This window comes from Paenibacillus sp. MMS20-IR301, assembly GCF_032302195.1.
Lineage (GTDB): Bacteria > Bacillota > Bacilli > Paenibacillales > Paenibacillaceae > Paenibacillus_AQ.
The window spans coordinates 1,688,934-1,708,824 of sequence record NZ_CP135275.1 but is presented as its reverse complement, the minus strand read 5'-3'; the positions used below and the strand labels follow the sequence as shown (position 1 = coordinate 1,708,824).

Below are 19,891 nucleotides of genomic sequence, written 5' to 3'. Positions count from 1 at the left end.
TTAGGCGCGGGTATCCACGCTTCGTGCACCTGTACTCCCGCTTATTGCGGCGGACTCCCTTTGCTCATTTGGATGTTAATGCTCTCCTGCTGGCGGTATTCCGTCGGCGTCAGCTGATACTTCTTACGGAACATCTGCGTGAAGTGGCGCATGTCCTGATAGCCGACCCGCTCCGCAATGTCCGCCAGCTTCAGCTTCGGATTCAGCAACAGCAGCTTCGCCTGCTCCAGACGGAGCGAGGTGACGTATTCCTTGTAGCCTTGCCCGGTCTTCTGCTTGAAGAGCTGGCTGAAATAAGCCGGGTTGAGGAAGACGACTGAAGCCATTTTCTCGAGGGACAGATCCTCATAGAAATGCTCCTTGATATAATGCAGGGCCACATCGATCGCCTTCTCGCCGCTGCCTTTCATCGGCTCCAGTCGGGGTGCCTGGGAGGCTGAAGCCTCACGCATCCGCTTCACGACCAGCGGCACGGTATTGAAGTCGTAGCATAGACCCGAGTGGATAATCTGAAACGGGATCTTCAGATAGTGCGTCAGATGGGCTTTAACCTCCTCCTGGAATTGTTCGACCCGGATGTTATCCGCCAGTGTGACCAGGCCGAGCAGGCTCTGCCGGTCATAGCTGGCAACAAAGCCCCGACCGTGCAGGTCGATCAGCTCCGACAGCACATTCTCGACAATGAAGTGCTCCAGCCGGACGCTCCGGTCACCGGAATCAAGCTGGATCAGCACCAGCGAGAATTGGTTGTAATCCTCAATAAACGGCTCAAGGTCGAGGTTGCCGATATCGAGGCCCGAGGCCAGCCGCTGAAAGACGCCCTCGCGGAGAAACCGCAGACTGGTCCTCAGCCGCTCGCCCTGGCGGGAGATGTGATTATCCTGCTGGATTTCTGTAGCCAGGCTGTCGATCAGCTCGGTCAGCTTGGTTTTGCCGATCGGCTTGAGCAGATAATCCCTTGCCCCGAGCCTTACTGCCTCCTGCGCATAGGAGAATTCGCTGTGGGCAGAGATCACGATCCATTTCACATAAGGATAACGCCGTTTCGAGATCTTCATGAATTCGAGACCGCTCATGCCGGGCATCAGAATATCAGTCAGCACGATATGGATCCGCTGCTCTTCCATAATCTTGACCGCCTCTTCCGCCCGCTCCGCTACGAACACCTGATGCTCCGGACTAATCTGCCCGATGGTGCGTTTGATGCCTTCACGGATGAACCGTTCATCATCGGCTATTAGAATATTCACGTCGTCTGTTCTCCTTCCACTGAAACCGGCAGCACAATCGCCACCTGGGTTCCTTCTCCCGGAAAGCTTTGAATCTGCAGGCCGTAGCACTCCCCGAACATGAACTGGAGTCTCCGGTGCAGGTTTTGCAGACCGATGCCGCCTTTGCCGCTTTCCTTGGGGCTGTCCCCGTCAAGCGAGCTTTGCAGCCGCAGCAGCTGTTCCCCGTTCATTCCGTTTCCGTTATCTTCAACTATCAGCTTGAGCGTGGAGCCCTCCTCCCGGGTGTATACCTTCAGGATGCCTTGACGCCCGAGTGATTCCAGCCCGTGCTTGACCGCATTCTCAATGACCGGCTGCACGGTCATCTTCGGTACCCGGATATTCAGCCAGCGTTCGTCGATCTCCGTAATAATCTGCAGCCGGCCCTCCAGGCGGATCGAGATGATCGCCAGATAATGGCCGATCTGCGCCAGCTCCTCCCGCAGCGTCACCTCGGCACCGTCCTCCCACTGGCTGCTGTACCGGAACATTGAGGATAACGACAGCACCAGCTCACCCAGCTGCTCATTGCCTTCCTCATCCAGCATCCAGTAGATCATATCCAGCGTGTTATAGAGGAAATGCGGATTGACCTGGGACTGCAGCGCATGCAGCTCGGCATTCTTCTCGCTGACCGAGGATAGCTTCACCCGTTCGATCAGCTCCTCAATCCGCCGGACCATCCGGTTGAAGGAGGCGACCAGAATATTGATCTCCTGATAGGAAGCCACATTGACCATGCCCCGGAAGTTCCCGACCTCCACCTGCCTCATCTCGCGGATCAGCTTCTTCAGCGGTGAAGAGATTGTCTGGGAGACAATGGACGCAATCAGCGTAGAGACAAGGATCAGCGCGGAGATCACAATCAGCAAATAGCGCTTCATCTCAATAAGCTCCACATTTAAGTCCCTGTCAGGCGTAATACTCATAACCCACCAGCCGGAGATCGCCAGCTTGGAGGCGACGATCAGACGGTCGTCCTCCTGCTGGACCATGACATTCTGTGAGACTGGCGGCGCCGGCAGATGATCAACATCCGGTGTAGGGTCTGTAGCCGAGGTGACAAACTTCCCGTCTGGAGACATTAAATAGACCTGGCTGTGTTCTCCAAGCTTCAGATTCTCCAGTGCGTCCAGCACAGGCTGCGGATTCGTCTCGTACAGCACAATGCCAATCGGCTTATGCTCGTTCAGATCATAAATTTGCCGCCCGAAAGCGAATACAGGACTGTCCTCGACCTGGTCAATCAGAGAGTGCTGATACACGCCGAGCCAGACCATTTTACCGGAGGAAGCCTGCAGCTGCTCATACCAGTCCTCCTGCGCATAATCCGGATCGACCACATTCATATAGTTCCCGTAATTATAAATCTTGCCTCTGTCCGTAATGACATGAATGCCCACGAGATCATCCCGCGAATAAAAAATTGAGCCGATAATATTCGTCACGGTCTGCTCATTGATATAAGCTACCGCCGGCTCATCCGTCCGCTCATTGAGCAGACGAATCATCTCGAAGTTATTGCTGAGTGATTTGGACAAAGCATCATAGCCCTTATACAAGAGTGTGAACAGACCTGCGGTCTGGGCGACGTTTTTCTGCGACAAATCACTGATCTTCTCATGCAATTGATCCGTAGTCCGGTTATAGTACAGCAGGCTGACAATAAGCAGAATACTGGACATGCAAAAAAGAAACAGCAAGAACAACCGATGATGGATGGAATGAAAGCCGCTTTTCATAGGACTCTCTCCTTTCAACATCCTGTCCTGCCGTTTCCTATTATAAATCCTTTACAGTGATATGCAATGTGTGAATTTACGCAGCTGCAGCTCAGCCCTTTACCGCTCCTGCCACCATGCCTTTCGTAATCTGGTTAGACAGGAAGAAGTAGATCAGAATGACCGGCAAAGCCCCCATGACGAGGAAGGCGCCGATGTTGCCATAGTTGACTGAATACTGGCTGACGAAGGTGTAGACCCCGAACGGCAGGGTTTTGAGCTTCTCCGAGGAGATGAACGTTGCGGCCAGGATGTACTCATTCCAGATGTTGATGAAGGTCAGGATGCACACGGTCATTACCGGCGGTACAGATACCGGAAGGATAATGCTGCGGAAGATCCGGTAGACGCTCGCTCCGTCGATGAACGCCGATTCTTCAATCTCATGCGGGATGGCCTTCATGAATCCGCTGAGGATGAATACGGCAATTGGTGTGGAGAAGGCGATATACGGCAGAATCAGCGACCAGTGGGTATTCAGGATATGCATATTCTTGAAAATAATCATCAGCGGCAGCAGGGTCGCCTGCATCGGAATCATCATTCCCATCAGGAAGATGGTCATCACGACATTGCCGTACTTCCAGCGGAACCGTGAAATGGCATAAGCCGCCATGGATGCCAGCAGAATTACGCAGACCATCGTCAGTACCGTAACGAATACGCTGTTCGACAGGAATCTCAGATAGCTGCCCGAGGTATAAGCCTCGTAGTAGTTATGCCATTGGAATTTCTTCGGGAAGGCAAAGAAGCTGCCGTCCAGGATTTCTTCGTTGGTCTTGAGCGAGTACAGCACCAGCCAAAGAAGCGGATAGAGCTGGGTGACGACCGGGATGGCAAAAAGAAGATACACGATTCCTTTTTTAACTTTACGCATGGTTCGCGCACTCCTTTCTTAGTTGTATTTTCTCTCGAGTTTATTGAAGATGATGTTGATAATTCCCGTAAAGACGAGACAGACGACAACCAGGAAGGTCGCAATCGCACTGCCGTATCCATACTTCAGGGACATGAACGAGCTGTTATACATATGGGTGGAGATGACATCGGTCGCATGCGCCGGTCCGCCGCCTGTCATTACCATGACCAGATCAAAGGCTTGCAGGGAACCGATAAATGCGAGGATAATTGATATTTTGAAGATCGGAACGATCAGCGGCATGGTAATGTAACGATCCGCCTTAAATCCGTCAGCTCCGTCTATTTTGGCCGCTTCATATAGTTCATCTGGGATATTCTGCACTCCCGTATACTGGATTAGCAGATGGTAGCCGAAGTACTGCCAGAGTGACACCAGATACAGCGAGAACATGGCGATGCTCGGTTCGGTCAGCCAGTTATGCGTCCAGCTCTCAAGCCCCAGCGACACCAGCACTCCGTTCAGCATGCCCCCCATGGATGTAGGGTTGTAGATGGTCTTCCAGAGTTGTCCGATGATAACAACCGACAGGATTACCGGTGTGAAGTAGATCGATACCAGCGTATTCGCTTTGCGCAAATAACGGTTAAGCAGAATGGCCATGCCGAGGCACAGCGGAATTTCCAGCATTGACGCTACCGCGTACAGCAGTGTTCTTCTTACGGAAGGCCAGAACACAGGATCATTTAAGAACATATCTTTGAAATTGCCAAGTCCGATAAACTGCGAGGTAGTTAAACCATCCCACTTCAACAAGCCCGTATATAATGATACCAGTATGGGAACAAACACAAGGCACACGTACAAGAGCAGACATGGCAGTATGAAGACGGCTATCGTGCGTGCCGGCACCTTAAGTACTTTCATCTTTCCCGCCTCCTAAACAAGCAGATTCTTTATCTATTTACGATTAACACTGTTAATTATTAATGGCATGATTTCTTGAAGGTTCATGATAAACCTGATGCGAAGAAGCCGGAATCAGCTCGCTTCGCATCGGGTTGGAACAGCTGTGCTGTTGCTATGAATCGTTGCTGAGACTACTGCTAATTATTTGTTGGCTTCAAAAGCTGCCTGATGCTCTTTCGCTACTGCTGCAGATTCTACCTTCTGTACGAACAGGTTCTGAATGCTGCTAAGGTGAACCTGGGCAGTTGCAGGGTTCATTGTGTTATCGAAGGCCAGGTCGCCGCCTTTCACCTGATTGAACAGGCCGGCAATGTTTACAGCCAGATCCGAGTATCCGGCAGCCTTGAGGTCGCCGTCAACCTTTTGGCCGATACCTACAGCATTCTTCAGCTCAAATTGTTTCTTAGGATATTCGGAAGCGAAGAAGTTGAGGAAGTCTTTCGTTTCCTGCAGATGCTCGCTGTTCGCCGATACGGCAAACGCGCTGCCTGGTGCCAGCATGAATTCGTTAGGGTCACCCTTGCCGTTGACTGTAGGGAACTGGAACGCTCCCACTTTACCGGCTACAGGAGAAGCGTCAATGGCGCCTGTTTCCCATGATCCGATCGACCACATAGCGGCTTTGCCTGTTTTGAAAATGTTACCGCCAGCGTTAGCATCAATCGAGGTTGCCCCGTCAGGGAATGCACCAGCCTGAACCAGTGCCTGGAACGCGTCTACCGCTTCTACAAAAGCAGGATCTTCGAATGTTTTCTTGCCGTCAAGCACGTCCTGTAGGAAGCCAGGGCCGCCGTTGGTGCGAAGCAGGATGTTCATGAACAGGAACGAGCCGGTCCAGGAATCCTTTTCACCGATCGCCAGCGGGGTAATGCCTTTGTCCTTCAGAATCTTGACATCCTGCAGCAGCTCTTCGAAGGTGGTCGGAGGAGCGGCGATGCCGGCTTCTGCGAACAGGTCTTTGTTGTAGTAAACGACTTCAATGTTGTTGCCGTCAGGAAGCGCATACACATTGTTGTCGAAGCTGTAGTAGTCAAGCAGGCCTTCCTGGTAAGTGTCCTTCAGGCCGTTCTGGTCGAGCATATCGTTCAGCGGTGCGAACAGTCCTGCATCTACGAAAGGCTTCATCTGTGCAGCCGGGTTAACGATGGTGATGTCCGGCACTTCTTTGGAGGCGGCTTGGGTTTTCAGCTTTACCTTCTGCTGGTCGGTGTTCAGCGTGTCCAGTTCGATCGTAACGTTCGGATGCTCCTTCATGTACTGGTCGGTCAGCTCATGAATCATTTTGTAAGCCGGGGTAGCCGGGTCCGGATAAATGTTCTGGAACGTAATCGTAACTTTCTTGTCACTCGGCGCATTCGTTGCTGCTGCGTTTCCGCTGCCGGCGGCAGCGTTCGGTGCTGCGTTATCCTTGGTATTCGTATTCGCATTGTTGTTCGAGTTACCGCATGCTGCAAGGCTCAGCGCCATAACTGCGGAGAATGCGATGGCAGCGGTTTGCTTCATTTTTCTGTTGACCATTAATAGATGCCCCCTGTGTTCGTGATATGCTTATTATCATCTGATGAAGCGCTTCCAACAAGGTGGGAACTGCAGAATAAAGGTTTGTTTTTTCTAGGTATGCCCAGTTTGCGGTTCTAAATGCCTGGTTTGGCGTGTGACGTCTCCTCCGTTGCCTCAAAATCGAATAGCGCCAGCTAAGGACAAGAGGATTCTGTCTTAGACTGACGCTATACGATTGCAATATCTTCAGGCAGTACTTCAAACCTTCCCGTTCATCTGCGGGATGTGACCTGACCTCCGGACTCCAATTTTTTCACTTTCATGCCTAATAGGTTGACAGCGATATAGATTAGGATGGTTATCGAATCGATAAACGTATCTTTAAGTCCCGAAAGATCGTAAACTGCCGTTATACCGAGAATGACCAGCAGGCGAACGGACAGAAGTGAAGTAATGGTCCATGCGGCAAACCGGGCCTTCGCCCCTTCCCCTTGTAAGGACAAGATAATGAATATGATGCCGAAGACCAGATTCTCTGCGGTGATAATGTGCCAGACATATTTGAATATGACTGCTGTATCCATGGCGGCTTCATTAACCTGGAGCGCCTGAAGCACAGTGGTTTCGCCATTCCAGGCATGCGTAACAGCAAACAGGATTGCAAGCACGCCGGCAAGCAGATAATAACCATTCTTAATTTTGTTAATTTTGATCACCATCACAGTCCCCCTTCGATAGTCCGGAATCCTGCTTATGCAGATCCCGGTAAATCTGCTGAACGAACGCTGTCAGTCGCCGGTCACTTTCGGGGTTAAAATCTCTTAGCGTTTCAGCCGCTGCGCCGAGTAGCTGGCTTACCTTGTTAAGGCGGGCAATTTTCCGGTACGTTTCCGCCTGTTTGGCATCGAGGAATTGTGCAAGCTCGTGATAATAAGCAGGGTCTGCACTCTCCATCTTGCGGAATTGAAACTTCTCTTTGATGTCTTCCAGCGATAAATCCGCATACTGCATAATTTGGATATTCATTAAATCGGTGAGGTCAGCCTGCGAGTACCTGCGGTAAGAATTGTGTTCCCTGGACGGCGAGACGATCCCAATCCGGTCGTAATACCGAAGGGTATCCTTCGGTATGCCGAGGATCCGTGATACCTGTTGTATAGAATATTGTTTATCCATATATTCACAATAACATTGGAGTTCACTCCAATGTCAAGATGCGATTTCTGAGGCATTGCAGAACAACCCACGGCACAGAATATAACCGCCTGCGAACTTAACATAACTGCCCGCGCAGCGTCAGCTTCGCCGCTATTCTCTTTTCAGGCGAAGATTCTTATAGTTGGTAGCCGCTAAATAGACTGCTTAAGCCGGTTTCCATCCGGAATGGAATTAGGTGGATAAACGTATCTTAATTCTGCTATTTTCGTTTGATTGGGCCATTTAGGTGGATAAACGTATCTTACTTCTGCACATTTCACCTAATCCGGGCTACTTATCCAATATTAAGTGCTCTTTTTCCAACTGTTAGCTGACCTTGCTTCCTTTGTTCTTTAGCAAGTGTAGATTATCCAACTATTTTCACAGTTCAGCTTCAGGATTTCCCCAACAACGAAACAAGCCCTCTCTACGATAATCGTAAAGAAGGCCTGATTTTACTGTTCAGTAATGATCTTCTAGTGTTCTTCTGGTGTTCCCTGCTTGCCTGACTGCTGCCATTGCTTAACTACGTTAACCAGTCCTGGCACATCCAGACCGTCAAGCGAAAAGGCTTTGCGCAGCAGATCATGCGGAATGAACTCATCATATTTGCCCAGATAAGGCGCCTCATCCGGTCCGAGCAGCGCTATAGCATCCGAAACGCCGCCGGTTTCAGCGATGATCTCCTCCTCCAGCGTCTCCGCATCCGCCTTACCTGCGACTACCATGTAATAAGGTTCCATCGGCACGACTGAGCGCAGACCCAGCGGACCTTTGAGATTATTCTTCAGCAGACGCTCAAGCGTGCGGAACTGGCGGCTGCCCGCCCAAGGAAGGATGAACATGGAATCTCCACCCGCCGGCAGAACGGAACGCGTTAGCAGGCCGCTCTCCTTCGCCAGCCGCCGCGCCCGCTCCAGCCGGGCGGCAGCACTTGGGGCAAGATACGGGTACAAGGCGGTAGAACCCAGCACCTCGCGGATCTTGGTCATAATTCTCGTGTGGACATCTCCGCCAGCGCCAAGCCATAAAGTATCCACCTTGCCGCGCGAGCCTTTGACATAGACTGCCTTGTGGCGGTTATCGACCTCTTCCACCTTCCACAGCTTGCCGGCCAGCGTGAAGCAGTAGCCTGGAGGCGGCACTGTGGTAATTGAACCAATCTCCTCGGTGCCGTTATAGACGACATGCTCCTCATCGTCTTTGAAGACTGCATAGAAACGGAAATTGTTGACGATCTTCTCACCCGCCATGCCGATCAGCAGGCTGCCTTCATCCATCTGCTCGATATGCCCCATGCCTTGCATGTATTCCATGAAGGCATCATAGTCGGCCGGGTCAATTCCCCGGAAGGACGGCAGGCTGAGCACCGCCTCCTTCAGGTCCTCCGGCTCCGCCTCGCCCATGCTCTTAAGGATGCTCATCGTCTGATGATACAGCAGGCCGACCGGCAGCTGGCGCACGTTCAGCGGCTCGACCCATTTCTCGCGTACATACAGCTCGATGACGGCAATAGCCCGCAGCAGCGTCCACGGCATCCGCGCCGGCAGCTGTGCCTCCTCGTCCTCCTCCTCGGGCGTGACGAAGATCATCTCGGAGGCGGCGTCCCCGCGCCTGCCCGAGCGGCCCAGCCGCTGCACGAAGCTCGCGCAGCTGTAGGGCGCGCCGAGCTGGAGCACCCGCTCCAGCTCGCCCAGGTCAATCCCCAGCTCCAGCGTCAGCGTCGCTGCAGCCACAGCCGGCCCCGCACCCTGGCGGAGCGCAGCCTCCGTCTCCTCGCGCAGCATCGCGGAGATGCTTCCATGATGCACATGGAAGACATCCCGCTCACTGCGCTTCGCGGCAATGCGCCGCAGCTCCAGAATCGCCTCTTCGGCGTCCGTTCGGCTGTTCGTGAAGATCAAGGCCTTCTTCACATGCGTATGGTCATAGATGAAGCCGTAATAGGCCTGGCGCGCCCGCTCCAGGTGTTCGGCTTCCTCCTCATTCCGCGCATCCGGGAAGGAGAAGTGCTCCACGCTCAGGCGCAGCTTGCGCCCGCCTTGCGGGGCACTGACCTCCACGCTCTCACGCGTGCCTGCCGCCAGCCACTCCGTGACGGAGGCGTAGTCGCTAAGCGTGGCGGAGAGGCCGATCCGCCGCGGATAACAGCCGGCCATCCGCGAGATCCGCGCCAGCTGGCTCAGCACTTGAATGCCGCGGTCCGCTCCCATGAAAGCATGTACTTCATCGATGACGATGAAGCGCAGGTCATGGAATAGCGCCGGAATGGCATTCGGGCGGTTCATCAGCAGCCCTTCCAGCGACTCCGGCGTAATCTGCAATACCCCGGAGGGATTCTGCATCAGCTTTGTTTTGTCGGCCTGCGGCACATCACCGTGCCAGTGCCAGACCGGGATATTCCCTTCACGCAGCAGATCGTTCAGCCGGGTGAACTGATCGTTAATCAGCGCCTTCAGCGGGGCGATGTAGAGAATGCCCACGGAGGCGGACGGCCGCTCGTGCAGCTCTGTCAGTGCCGGGAAGAAGGCCGCCTCCGTCTTGCCGGAGGCGGTACCCGAGGCAATCAGCAGGTGATGCGGCGTATCAAACAGCACACGGCAGGCATCAACCTGAGCCTCGCGCAGTGTCTCCCAGCGGTTTTTGTAGATGAACTCCTTAATGAATGGTGCCAACCGGTAAAACGGATTAGTATCGCTCATAGGTCAAACTCCGCCAGGAAGCCGTCCAATTCGTTCTGCCCGGTCTCGGCAGGCCGCGAAGTCCGTTCCCCGACCAGCTGCTCGAACGTAATGTCCGGATGCTGGCTCAGCGTATGCAGCAGATCCATGAAATCACGCACCACCTCGCGCGCAGTGAGCAGTTCTTCCGCACCCAGCCGCCCGACGGCCTCTTCCATAAAATGCACCAGCTGCGCTTGTGTCAGCCCGGCTTCATATCCATAGTGCAGGGCATGAATATCCCGCAGCTTCTGCAGCAGAATCAGGATCTCCTCGTGGGAGAGCATGTCCAGGGCAATAATCGGGCCGGTAAAGTTGTTCAGCCCGGCCCCGGCATATCGTCCGGCAACAAGCCGGGAGCGAAGCGCTTCATAGCTGAACAAGCCGCGCCGGTGATCCTCAACGAACTGCGGGGTTCCGCCTACGAAGATGCCCAGCCGCTCCGCCTTGCCCTGCATCGTGTCGTTAAACATCGTCAGCAGCTTCTCGTAGTTGCTCTGGCGTGAGATGCTGTTCGTAATCTTATAGAGGTTCACTCCTTCATCTATGAACAGCAGCAAGCCCTTGTATCCGATGGCTCCGGTGAATTCCGCCCACAGCTTCATATAGTCATACCAGTTGTCATCATCAATGATGACCCCAACACCAAGCGCTTTCCTTGCTTCTGTACGGGTGGCAAACTCACCGCGCAGCCAGCGCAAGGAGTCCTGCTTCAGCCCGTCATCAGCCAGCTTATGCCCGTTCCAGTAAGAAGCCAGCACCTTGGCGAAGTCAAAGCCGTGCACAAGCCCGCGCATTCCTGATGCTACGGCATAGATCCGCTGCTCCACTTCCCCGGCCAGCCCCGGATCATCCGGACCACAGCCCTTCTCCTGCATCACGGCCTGCTGCAGCGTCATAATCCATTTCTGCAGCATAATCTCCAGCGCTCCGCCGTCCGGCCGCGTGCGGGTCGACAGATGGCTCATAAGCTCGCGGTAAGTGGCCAGTCCCTGTCCCTTCGTACCGACAAGCCGCCGTTCAGGTGACAGGTCAGCATCGGCGACCACGAAATCCCGGTCCATAGCGTAATTGCGGATGATCTGCAGCAGAAAGCTTTTGCCGCTGCCGAATTTGCCGGTAATCAGCTTGAAGGCAGCGCCGCCGTCAGCAATATTCTCCATATCGCGGAGAATCGCTTCAACCTCCGGCCGGCGGCCGACAGCAATATGTTCAAGGCCGATCCGCGGCACAACGCCTGCGGTCAGCGAGTTAACGAGTGCGGTAGTGATCCGCTTCGGTATTTTCAGCACATTCGCTCCTGACGGGTTCGCTCCTGATAGGTTATCTGATGAACTCATTCCTGTTCTCACCTCTTTATATAATGCAGCCTGGATCTGCTTTCCTCAGTCAGCTCTTCGCCGTCTATAATGAGATCGCCAAGCATGTCCATAGCCAGCTCATTAATCTCATCGAACAGCAGTTCGGCCATTGTCCCGCCGCCTGCTGCCAGGCGCTGTACCTTCGCTGGTCCGGCTTCCTCTGCCAGTGCAAGCAACGCTTGACACTGGAGGGGGCTAAGCGCGGCCGCGAAGAGCATCCAGCTGTCAGCTTCCGGATCGCCGGAAGGATACGGAGTATCCGCTTTTTCTACTACAGCAGCTTTGGCAGCAGCCTCTACCACTTTTTCCATAGCAGCCTCCACCGTTTCTTCTACAGCAGCTTCAGCAGCTTCTACCGCAGCTTCCAGAATTCTATCTTTATTATCTGTATTAGCGCCGTCTAAATCTGTATCCTCTGCATTCTGTTTATCATGTGCATCTTCCGTTGTCCCAGTGCCCAACTGCTCGGCAGCTTCCTCCACCGTAAGCAGTGCCCGCACCACCTCGGAATCAGTCTCCAGCTGCTCCAGCCTCCGCTGGTCAATAACAACTGCCGGGCCTTTCTCTTCCTGCTCCGCCTTGCGGAATTCACGCTCCAGAAACCGGGTCACCAGCTCTTCCATATCTGCATCCACTTTGACATCCTTAAGCCTGCCCCGGTAGCCCATAAGCGCACGAAGCTTGTTCTCCGTCAGCCGGAACAATCGTGTAATCAGACTGCGCAGCGGAGGGGACTTGCTGATCCGCACTACCGGTACAAGCACAGAGTAACCATAAAGCGAGATGTCGTATACCGCACTGCGGAACAAATAACGCTCACGGACAACTGACGGTCCGGGCGGGAACATCGTGATCAGATTCGAGCCGTGTTTGCGGGCAACATAAGCATCAATTAAGGCCACGACCTGGGGAATATACCGCTCCGCCGCTGCTTTGCCGTCACCGAGATAGAATTTGGACTTGCTGATATCATAATCCGACATGACCGTCAGCACTTCGAAGCTAAGCTGCTCCGGAGCCGAGGACAGACAGCGTACAAGCTCCAGCTCCGCCAGATCGCCGGCCAGGCCGCGGGAACGAGCAACAATGCCCGTGAGCGGAATCTCCAGCTTATGCACGAATGAGAAATCAGCAATCCAGCCGCCAAGGTACTGGTCCAGGCGTTTGTATTGATCCCGGTAGGCTTCCCAGAGCAGATTCAGCTGCCGGCAGCCGTCCAGCGGCTCGTCCCAGCCTACACCATTAAGCAGCTCGTACACATTCAAGAAAATATAAGAAAGGTCGGTCTTCGGATAACGTCCCTGCCGCACCTCATCCCGCCAGAAGAAATACCACCTGCTCTGCGCGCCGGTCATATGCCCGTAAGTCGGCCAATAGCTTTTGAAAGGAACAAACAATGCCGCAGGCTCCTTATGTTCTGCAAGCTCCCGGGCACGGTGGACAAACTGGCCTTCAGTTGTCGTTACCGGCTCCGCGGTTTCTTCCATGTCCCACAATTGAAGCTGGACCGTTTCTTCCCCGGAAGATTTCCTCCTGCCCGCAGCGCCCGGACCTGCCGGAGGCTTCACCGGAATTGCAGCTTCTGCTGAACTGCGCGGCGGAATCGCCATATTCTGCTCCGTACTCTCCCATACCAGCTCGGAGAAATGCAGGCCCTGCCTGTCTTTAGCCATACTTACCCGCTCCATTAGTGTGCCGTAATAATTCTCACCATTATATCATATCCTATTGGCCCTACGGGGCAATCACGCAGACACAGGCCTAGACTTACTCCATATAAAATAACCCCACAATGTGGGGCTTTAGCTTCGAGGATTACTCAGGTACTTTGCGGGGACCCCGAAAATCAACCCCACAATGTGGGGCTCTGGCTTGCACCTCAAGATCTTGAATGTGCGTATCCCGCTGCACTCAGGCAGATGACGGGAACGTTCGTTTGCGTCTCTTTTATGAATATACTATAGTTCCCCTATGAGCCGCAATAGCGAAAGCAGGCCTTGAAATTGAAAAGAAGCTGCCTCAAGTAAGTAGAGCTCCTACTTAGAGACAGCCTCATTGTATATAGCGGATAGAAATAAGCGATCCGCCCTACTGCAGCTCCATCCCCTTCGTTTCCTTCCCAAGGAACAGAACGGCAGCTGCACCGATTACTATGGTTACGAAGAACAGCATGAAGATGGACCCGATCGCCACCGATTTGCCGACCATTATGCCGACAAGCGTTGGTGCAATAATCCCGCCAATCCGGCCAAAGGAGGTGGCAAGACCCGCACCTGTTGAACGGACGGCTGTCGGATACAGCTCAGGCGTGTAGGCATACATGCCGCCCCAGGCACCCAGATTGAAGAAGGACAAGCAGATACCGGCGGCCATCAGCATCCCCTCCGTCGTGGAATTGCCGAACCAGGCTGCGCTGACTGCAGTCAGCAGCAGATAGATGACAAGCACGAACTTGCGGCCGAACTTCTCGATGAAGTAAGCAGCGGTGAAATAACCCGGCAGCTGAGCGAGCGTCATGATCAGCACATATTCAAAGCTGCGGACCAGACTGAAGCCTTTAAGCACCATGACTGTCGGCAGCCACAGGAACATTCCGTAGTAGGAGAACACAACTGTGAACCAGAGAATCCACAGCATTATGGTCGAACGGCGGTATTCCGGGGACCAGACTGCGGCAATACGATTCCGCAGGGATACCGCCGTTGCCTTCTTAATCTCGGCGAACTTCGGCGAGTCATCAATCGCCTTGCGCAGATACAGCGCATAGAGTGCCGGTACAGCACCGATGGCAAAAGCGATCCGCCAGCCGTAATCCGGAATGACGAAGTAAGCAATCAGCGCCGACAGAATCCAGCCAAGTGCCCAGAAGCTCTCCAGTAGCACGACAGCCCGTCCTCTCTCTTTGACCGGCATGCTCTCCGACACCAGCGTTGAGGCTACCGGCAGCTCTCCGCCCAGCCCGAAGCCGGCGATGAAGCGCAGTACACTCAGCATTACATATCCTGCAGCGAATGCCGACAGGCCGCTGGCAATCGAGAAAATCAGCAGTGTCCACAGCAGCACGGATTTGCGGCCGAAGCGGTCCGCGAGTATTCCCGCCGCTGCTGCTCCGACAGCCATCCCTACGGAATTAATACTTGTTAAATATCCGATCTTTTCCGGACCGAGCGCCCATTCCTTCGCCAGCGCAGCCACAACAAAAGAGATCATCCCTACATCCATCGCATCAAACATCCAGCTGAGACCTGCACTAAACAGCAGCTTTCTTTGCTTCGGATTCCTCATCAGCGTCATTCCGCCCATCCCGCTTAAGCACCTCTTCCCTGATTCCGGCTAATCCCGCACGCGGCAAGACTAGTTTCTCTTACACATTCTAGAATCCTGCGGTTCAAAAATCAAGGAATAACACCGCATTGAAATATTGCCGCGCCATCGCCTGAAAATAACAGGTCTGCACGGATATCGCCGCAATCAGCAGCATATTCTGTACCGCATCACGCTGTGATCTCGTCAGATGGCTGAGCCGCTTCATCATGCCCTCCATGGATGACCTCAGTCCGTTGTCGGATTTCCACAAGTATTCCCTGGGATTCCCGCGGAGCGCCTGTCCTTCCGCCGGCAGCGGGGAACGGGTCTTGATCTCCTCGAACAGCTCTGCATAACCGTGATACAGCTGTGCCGGCTCAACCAGATCATCGTCGTCGCGCTCAGGCGCCAGGAACAGCATCCGGAACAGCTGGCGGATACTCTCGAAATCAAGTGCTGCCTTAAGATCATCTATTATAAATAGAAGCGCCGCCTGATTAATTGAATATTTCTTCCCTTCGCGCGGATGTCCCAGATACTCCTTGAAATCCCGTTTTACCCAGTTCTGCATAGCCGTGACGGACAGTGTGGAATACTCAATCAGACTGCCGAGCGCAGCGATTTCACCAAGGGACAGTCCCTTGACGCTGCCGCCTTTGATCAGCTTGTGCAGAATCGGAGGAATGTCGGTGGACAGAAAAGCGGGCAATGACGTCCCCTCACGGACCTCTTCGCGGTGGAATTTGGTCCAGGCTTCCTGCAGAATATGGAGCGGCCTCCGCTCCGAGTGTTCACTTAGAGACAGTAATAGTCCGGACATCTCTATCCGGCTAAGTGTAAAAGCTTCCATAGATGGCAACCCTCCACCATTTGATATTTCACTGAAAAGTTCGTACAATAGGTTCATATGAACTCATAATATGAGTATACCCTATTTTAGGGACGAAAGGGATGGTAAAGATTATATGGGTATAGGACTTAGTTTGACGCTCGTGGCAATTTTGATTATTTTAACCGCATTTTTTGTAGCAACGGAGTTTGCAGTAGTGAGATTAAGAGGAAGCCAGGTCAGCCAAATGGTGCTCGACGGGAAGAAGAATGCACTCGCGGTACAGCGGGTAGCTGCCAACCTTGACGGTTATCTCTCCGCCTGCCAGCTGGGGATCACCATTACGGCGCTCGGAATCGGGGCACTTGCAGAGCCTGCCTTTGAGCAGCTGCTCATTCCCGTATTCGACCTGACGAATCTGAGCCACAGTGTCAGCGAGCCAATCGCGTTCGCACTGGCTTTCATTATCGCAACATTCCTGCACGTCGTTGTCGGTGAACTAGCACCGAAGACGGCCGCTATAAACATTCCGGAGAAAATTGGTCAGGTTACCGCACCGCTGATTATTTGGTTCTACAGAGTATTGTACCCGTTGATTTGGCTCATGAACGGTTCCGCCAACCTGCTCGTCCGTATGTTCGGGATGAAGCCTGCCAGCGAGCACGGCGACGCCCACAGTGAAGACGAGATCCGTCTGATCTTGTCCGAGAGCTATGAGAGCGGCAAAATCAACAAAGCGGAATACGGTTATGTTAACCGGATTTTCACCTTTGATGAGATGCTGGCCAAGGAAATCATGGTTCCCCGGACAGATATGGTATGTCTGTTCACCGATCACTCGCTGCAGGAGAATATTGCAATCATCCGTAAAGAGCAGTATACACGTTTCCCAGTGGCTGACGGCAGTAAAGACAATATCATCGGCATGATCAACACCAAACAGCTGTACCTGCAATACGATAACAACCCGGATTTCGATTTCAAAAGCCTGATCCTGCCGCTGCTGACCGTCTCGGAAGTAACGCCGGTGAAGACGCTGCTGACCCGCATGCAGAAGGAACGCGTACATATCGCCCTACTGCTTGACGAATACGGCGGAACCTCAGGACTCATTACCATTGAAGACATCCTGGAAGAGATCGTCGGCGAAATCCGCGATGAATTCGACGGTGATGAACGCAAGAATGTTGAGCTGCTGAGCGACAATCATTATCTGTTTGACGGCAATGTGTCCCTGCTGGAGATCAAGGATCTTACAGGACTCGATTTCCATGACGAGGAAGTGACTACGATCGGCGGATGGCTGTACAGCCACCTGGAAGAACCGGTTGTCGGCAAAAGCCATGAGTACGGGCATGTTACATTGACTGTCCGCGAGATGAACCGCCACCGGATCCGCCGGGTTGAGATTGTCATTCACCCGCAGGTTGCCGAGGATGCTCCAGTGCACAGCGAGTAGGATAAATTAATACATTTACAAAGGCAAAGGCGCTCCCTCCGGGGAAGCGCCTTTGCCTTTGAATAGTGCTTATATTAGTGCGGGAGTAAATAGTTTGCTCATGTAATATTCGTCGACCCATTCCCCGTTAACGAGCAGTGATTTTTTCTTCACGCCTTCAATGTCAAACCCCTGCCGGGTATAAAGCGCTACAGCCCGTTCATTATGTATCATCACCGTCAGCTCCAGGCGCACGATCCCGCTCGCCTTCGCCCACCTGTCCATCTCTATGAATAAACCGTTGCCGATCCCCATACCCTGATATTGCTTCAGGATGCCGATGACAATATAGGCGCTGTGCTTATTGCGGCTAAAGCTCCCTCCGCGCACGGATAAATATCCTGCTAATTCGCCGCCGGCTTCGGCACCGATCAGGATCGATGTGTCTGCCTTGGCAAAGCTTGCGATCATCTCTTCTACCTGCTGAATTTCAGACTTCCGCTCACCGGGAGCGAGCATCATGTACGCAGTTTCCTGATCCAGCCGGTGCTGCAGGCTGAGCAGTGCGCCTGCATCCTCCGGAGCCAGTTCTCTCAGGGTTACTATCATTGTAATTCCTCCTGTAATTCGAAGCTGATGCTTCAGCTATGCGATATATAGGTATGGCTTAATGCTAAGCCTCCCCGGAACGGCAGATCATCAGCATATTGCCGTCGGGATCCTTGAATTTGAACCAGTGATCATGCTCAATATCTGTGAGAATCTCTGCTCCGCTTGCTTTGACATGATCATAGGCGGCATCAATATCGTCTGTAAGCAGATGAAAGGATGGCACTTTCAGCACAGATTCAGCAGTGAAAATTCTGCTGTCGAGCACGATTCCCGGCCCCTGCATTGGCACATCATACAGATGACCGAACAGAATCTCACCGTCAAGCGGCAGCCCAAGCAGGCTGCAATACCAGTTTTTGGACCTTTCGATATCACTAACCGGAATGAAGACCGCACCAACCTGATTACGTATCGGACTTGTCACAACAAGTATAGCCTCCTCTATAAGTACAAGTAATAGGCAAAGCTTGTGTTCAAAAAAACAGGACGGCATATCCATTTCTATTGGTTTCGATAAAATTTGGCAATTTCCTGCCTATTTAGTGACGTAAATATAAGTTATGCTATAATCTTGTCAGATCACTATCAAGATGTCAGGAGAATGTGACTTGGCTAACCTATCGTTCGGGCAGCTCAGGCTGACGCCGCCCAAAATATTATCCCTTGGCTTTGTAGTGCTGATTGCTGCGGGCACCCTGCTGCTGTCCCTGCCCGCCGCTTCCACAAGCGGGAGAATCTCCTTCATTGACGCGCTGTTTATGGCAACGTCAGCGACCTGTGTTACCGGACTTGCTGTTCTCGACACAGGAACGCAGCTGACGGCATTCGGGCAAATCGTCCTGCTCGTGCTGTTCCAGTTCGGCGGCCTCGGGTTCGTCACCATGGCGACGCTGATCACGCTGGTGCTGAACAAGCGCATCTCGCTGAAGGAACGGCTGCTGCTGCAGGAATCCATGAACCAGAACTCGATGCAGGGAATTGTGAAGCTGATCCGCCGCGTTCTGATCTATTCACTGGTGATCCAGCTGAGCGGTGCCATCCTGCTGGCTATGCGGTTTGTGCTCGACATGCCCTTTGGTAAAGCAGTGTATTACGGAATCTTTCATAGCATCTCCATCTTCAATAACGCAGGCTTTGATCTGTTCGGCGATGTTCACGGACCCTTTAGCGGACTGACAAGGTATGTGGAAGACCCGGTTGTCAATATTACGTCTATGCTGCTGATTTTTCTCGGCGGTATCGGTTTTATTGTCTTATCCGATGTCATTGACTTTCCCAAACGCAAACGGCTGACCCTGCATTCCAAGGTCGTTCTGGCTACTTCAGCTGCCTTAATCCTGATCGGCGCGGCGGTATTCTTCTGGCTGGAGCTGAACTCTTCACTCAAGCCGCTGCATGCCGGAGGCAAGATAATGGCTTCGTTCCTGCAGGCCATTACGCCCCGCTCCGGCGGTGTGACGACGATCGAGATTCCGCTGCTGCGGGAATCCACGCAGTTCCTGATGATTCTGCTGATGTTCATCGGTGCGGCACCCGGCTCTACCGGCGGCGGAATCAAGATTACCACCTTCGCCATTCTGGTCATGACCGCCTATGCCCGGCTCCGGGGGAAGGAGGATATTGTGATGTTCCGCCACCGGATCTCTAAGGATAATGTCTACCGGGCTATTACAATGACCCTGCTGTCCCTGATGCTCGTGGTGATCTCCACTATGCTGCTGTCGGTGACAGAGAGTGCGGATTTTCTGACAGTACTATTTGAAGCTGTATCTGCTTTCGGTACCTCGGGCATTACGATGGGCCTGACCACTGAGCTGACTACGATCGGCAAGGTGCTGGTCGTCATTCTGATGTTCGTCGGCCGGACAGGGCCGCTTACGCTTGCTTACGCACTCAAACCCAAGAACAGCAAGGAGCTGTACCGTTATCCGGAGGGCAATATTACCATCGGCTAAACGGCTGACCGGCTGTCACATGAAACCCAAAATGCGACCCTCTGCGGTAGATCTCCAGTCCGCGCGGGGTCGCATTTTTATTAATGCAAGTTT

At 53.2% G+C, this 19,891-nt stretch carries 16 protein-coding genes; 2 read left to right on the top strand and 14 right to left on the bottom strand.

Annotation, left to right across the window (positions count from 1 at the left end; translation table 11 throughout):
- Positions 1-41: 41 nt before the first annotated feature.
- From LOS79_RS07600 to LOS79_RS07545, 12 genes are all read right to left on the bottom strand, one after another.
- Complete coding sequence (locus LOS79_RS07600) at positions 42-1,250, bottom strand: response regulator (RefSeq protein ID WP_315417684.1); 1,209 nt, start codon at positions 1,248-1,250, stop codon at positions 42-44.
- Positions 1,247-3,013, bottom strand: coding sequence for a cache domain-containing sensor histidine kinase (locus tag LOS79_RS07595; protein ID WP_315417681.1), 1,767 nt, complete (start codon positions 3,011-3,013; stop codon positions 1,247-1,249). The genes LOS79_RS07600 and LOS79_RS07595 overlap by 4 nt, the downstream gene beginning before the upstream one ends.
- A gap of 91 nt (positions 3,014-3,104) precedes the next feature.
- Entirely contained in the window at positions 3,105-3,929 is an 825-nt protein-coding gene (locus tag LOS79_RS07590; RefSeq protein ID WP_315417679.1) for a carbohydrate ABC transporter permease, read from the bottom strand.
- An 18-nt stretch (positions 3,930-3,947) separates the two neighbouring features.
- Positions 3,948-4,838 carry a carbohydrate ABC transporter permease gene (locus LOS79_RS07585; protein ID WP_315417676.1) on the bottom strand — a complete coding sequence of 297 codons (891 nt, stop codon included), beginning with the start codon at positions 4,836-4,838 and terminating at the stop codon, positions 3,948-3,950.
- Between the two features lie 183 nt (positions 4,839-5,021).
- A complete protein-coding gene (locus tag LOS79_RS07580) occupies positions 5,022-6,398 on the bottom strand; it encodes an extracellular solute-binding protein (protein ID WP_315417674.1) in 1,377 nt (458 codons plus the stop codon).
- 254 nt (positions 6,399-6,652) lie between these two features.
- Positions 6,653-7,099 (bottom strand): hypothetical protein, encoded by a 447-nt coding sequence (locus LOS79_RS07575; RefSeq protein ID WP_315417670.1) that lies wholly within the window; start codon positions 7,097-7,099, stop codon positions 6,653-6,655.
- Entirely contained in the window at positions 7,083-7,556 is a 474-nt protein-coding gene (locus LOS79_RS07570) for a MerR family transcriptional regulator (RefSeq protein WP_315417668.1), read from the bottom strand. The genes LOS79_RS07575 and LOS79_RS07570 overlap by 17 nt, the downstream gene beginning before the upstream one ends.
- Positions 7,557-8,053: 497 nt before the next feature.
- Positions 8,054-10,279: a DEAD/DEAH box helicase gene (locus tag LOS79_RS07565; protein ID WP_315417666.1), complete on the bottom strand. Its 2,226-nt coding sequence runs from the start codon at positions 10,277-10,279 to the stop codon at positions 8,054-8,056.
- The gene (locus tag LOS79_RS07560; RefSeq protein ID WP_315417663.1) at positions 10,276-11,637 is read right to left on the bottom strand and encodes an ATP-binding protein; all 1,362 of its coding nucleotides are present in this window, start codon (positions 11,635-11,637) and stop codon (positions 10,276-10,278) included. The genes LOS79_RS07565 and LOS79_RS07560 overlap by 4 nt, the downstream gene beginning before the upstream one ends.
- 8 nt (positions 11,638-11,645) lie before the next feature.
- Positions 11,646-13,331, bottom strand: coding sequence for a TerB N-terminal domain-containing protein (locus tag LOS79_RS07555; protein WP_315417660.1), 1,686 nt, complete (start codon positions 13,329-13,331; stop codon positions 11,646-11,648).
- A gap of 415 nt (positions 13,332-13,746) precedes the next feature.
- On the bottom strand, positions 13,747-14,961 hold the full coding sequence (locus LOS79_RS07550; RefSeq protein ID WP_315417658.1) for an MFS transporter: 1,215 nt from the start codon (positions 14,959-14,961) through the stop codon (positions 13,747-13,749).
- A gap of 85 nt (positions 14,962-15,046) precedes the next feature.
- Positions 15,047-15,814 (bottom strand): DUF1836 domain-containing protein, encoded by a 768-nt coding sequence (locus LOS79_RS07545; protein ID WP_315417655.1) that lies wholly within the window; start codon positions 15,812-15,814, stop codon positions 15,047-15,049.
- Between the two features lie 115 nt (positions 15,815-15,929).
- Between LOS79_RS07545 and LOS79_RS07540 the strand changes: the two genes are divergently transcribed.
- Positions 15,930-17,252 carry a hemolysin family protein gene (locus tag LOS79_RS07540; RefSeq protein ID WP_315417652.1) on the top strand — a complete coding sequence of 441 codons (1,323 nt, stop codon included), beginning with the start codon at positions 15,930-15,932 and terminating at the stop codon, positions 17,250-17,252.
- Between the two features lie 69 nt (positions 17,253-17,321).
- On the opposite strand, the gene LOS79_RS07535 is transcribed toward LOS79_RS07540, so the two are convergent.
- Positions 17,322-17,840 carry a GNAT family N-acetyltransferase gene (locus LOS79_RS07535; protein ID WP_315417649.1) on the bottom strand — a complete coding sequence of 173 codons (519 nt, stop codon included), beginning with the start codon at positions 17,838-17,840 and terminating at the stop codon, positions 17,322-17,324.
- Positions 17,841-17,904: 64 nt separating this feature from the next.
- Positions 17,905-18,267, bottom strand: coding sequence for a VOC family protein (locus LOS79_RS07530; RefSeq protein WP_315417645.1), 363 nt, complete (start codon positions 18,265-18,267; stop codon positions 17,905-17,907).
- Between the two features lie 184 nt (positions 18,268-18,451).
- On the opposite strand from LOS79_RS07530, the gene LOS79_RS07525 reads away from it, so the two are divergent.
- A complete protein-coding gene (locus tag LOS79_RS07525) occupies positions 18,452-19,798 on the top strand; it encodes a TrkH family potassium uptake protein (RefSeq protein WP_315417644.1) in 1,347 nt (448 codons plus the stop codon).
- Positions 19,799-19,891 lie beyond the last annotated feature (93 nt).

Bases quoted from the DNA above. Each gene is read 5' to 3' on its own strand.
- LOS79_RS07595 (WP_315417681.1), bottom strand. From the start codon at position 3,013: ATGAAAAGCGGCTTTCATTCCATCCATCATCGGTTGTTCTTGCTGTTT.
- LOS79_RS07590 (WP_315417679.1), bottom strand. From the start codon at position 3,929: ATGCGTAAAGTTAAAAAAGGAATCGTGTATCTTCTTTTTGCCATCCCG.
- LOS79_RS07585 (WP_315417676.1), bottom strand. From the start codon at position 4,838: ATGAAAGTACTTAAGGTGCCGGCACGCACGATAGCCGTCTTCATACTG.
- LOS79_RS07580 (WP_315417674.1), bottom strand. From the start codon at position 6,398: ATGGTCAACAGAAAAATGAAGCAAACCGCTGCCATCGCATTCTCCGCA.
- LOS79_RS07575 (WP_315417670.1), bottom strand. From the start codon at position 7,099: ATGGTGATCAAAATTAACAAAATTAAGAATGGTTATTATCTGCTTGCC.
- LOS79_RS07570 (WP_315417668.1), bottom strand. From the start codon at position 7,556: ATGGATAAACAATATTCTATACAACAGGTATCACGGATCCTCGGCATA.
- LOS79_RS07565 (WP_315417666.1), bottom strand. From the start codon at position 10,279: ATGAGCGATACTAATCCGTTTTACCGGTTGGCACCATTCATTAAGGAG.
- LOS79_RS07560 (WP_315417663.1), bottom strand. From the start codon at position 11,637: ATGAGTTCATCAGATAACCTATCAGGAGCGAACCCGTCAGGAGCGAAT.
- LOS79_RS07555 (WP_315417660.1), bottom strand. From the start codon at position 13,331: ATGGCTAAAGACAGGCAGGGCCTGCATTTCTCCGAGCTGGTATGGGAG.
- LOS79_RS07550 (WP_315417658.1), bottom strand. From the start codon at position 14,961: ATGGGCGGAATGACGCTGATGAGGAATCCGAAGCAAAGAAAGCTGCTG.
- LOS79_RS07545 (WP_315417655.1), bottom strand. From the start codon at position 15,814: ATGGAAGCTTTTACACTTAGCCGGATAGAGATGTCCGGACTATTACTG.
- LOS79_RS07540 (WP_315417652.1), top strand. From the start codon at position 15,930: ATGGGTATAGGACTTAGTTTGACGCTCGTGGCAATTTTGATTATTTTA.
- LOS79_RS07535 (WP_315417649.1), bottom strand. From the start codon at position 17,840: ATGATAGTAACCCTGAGAGAACTGGCTCCGGAGGATGCAGGCGCACTG.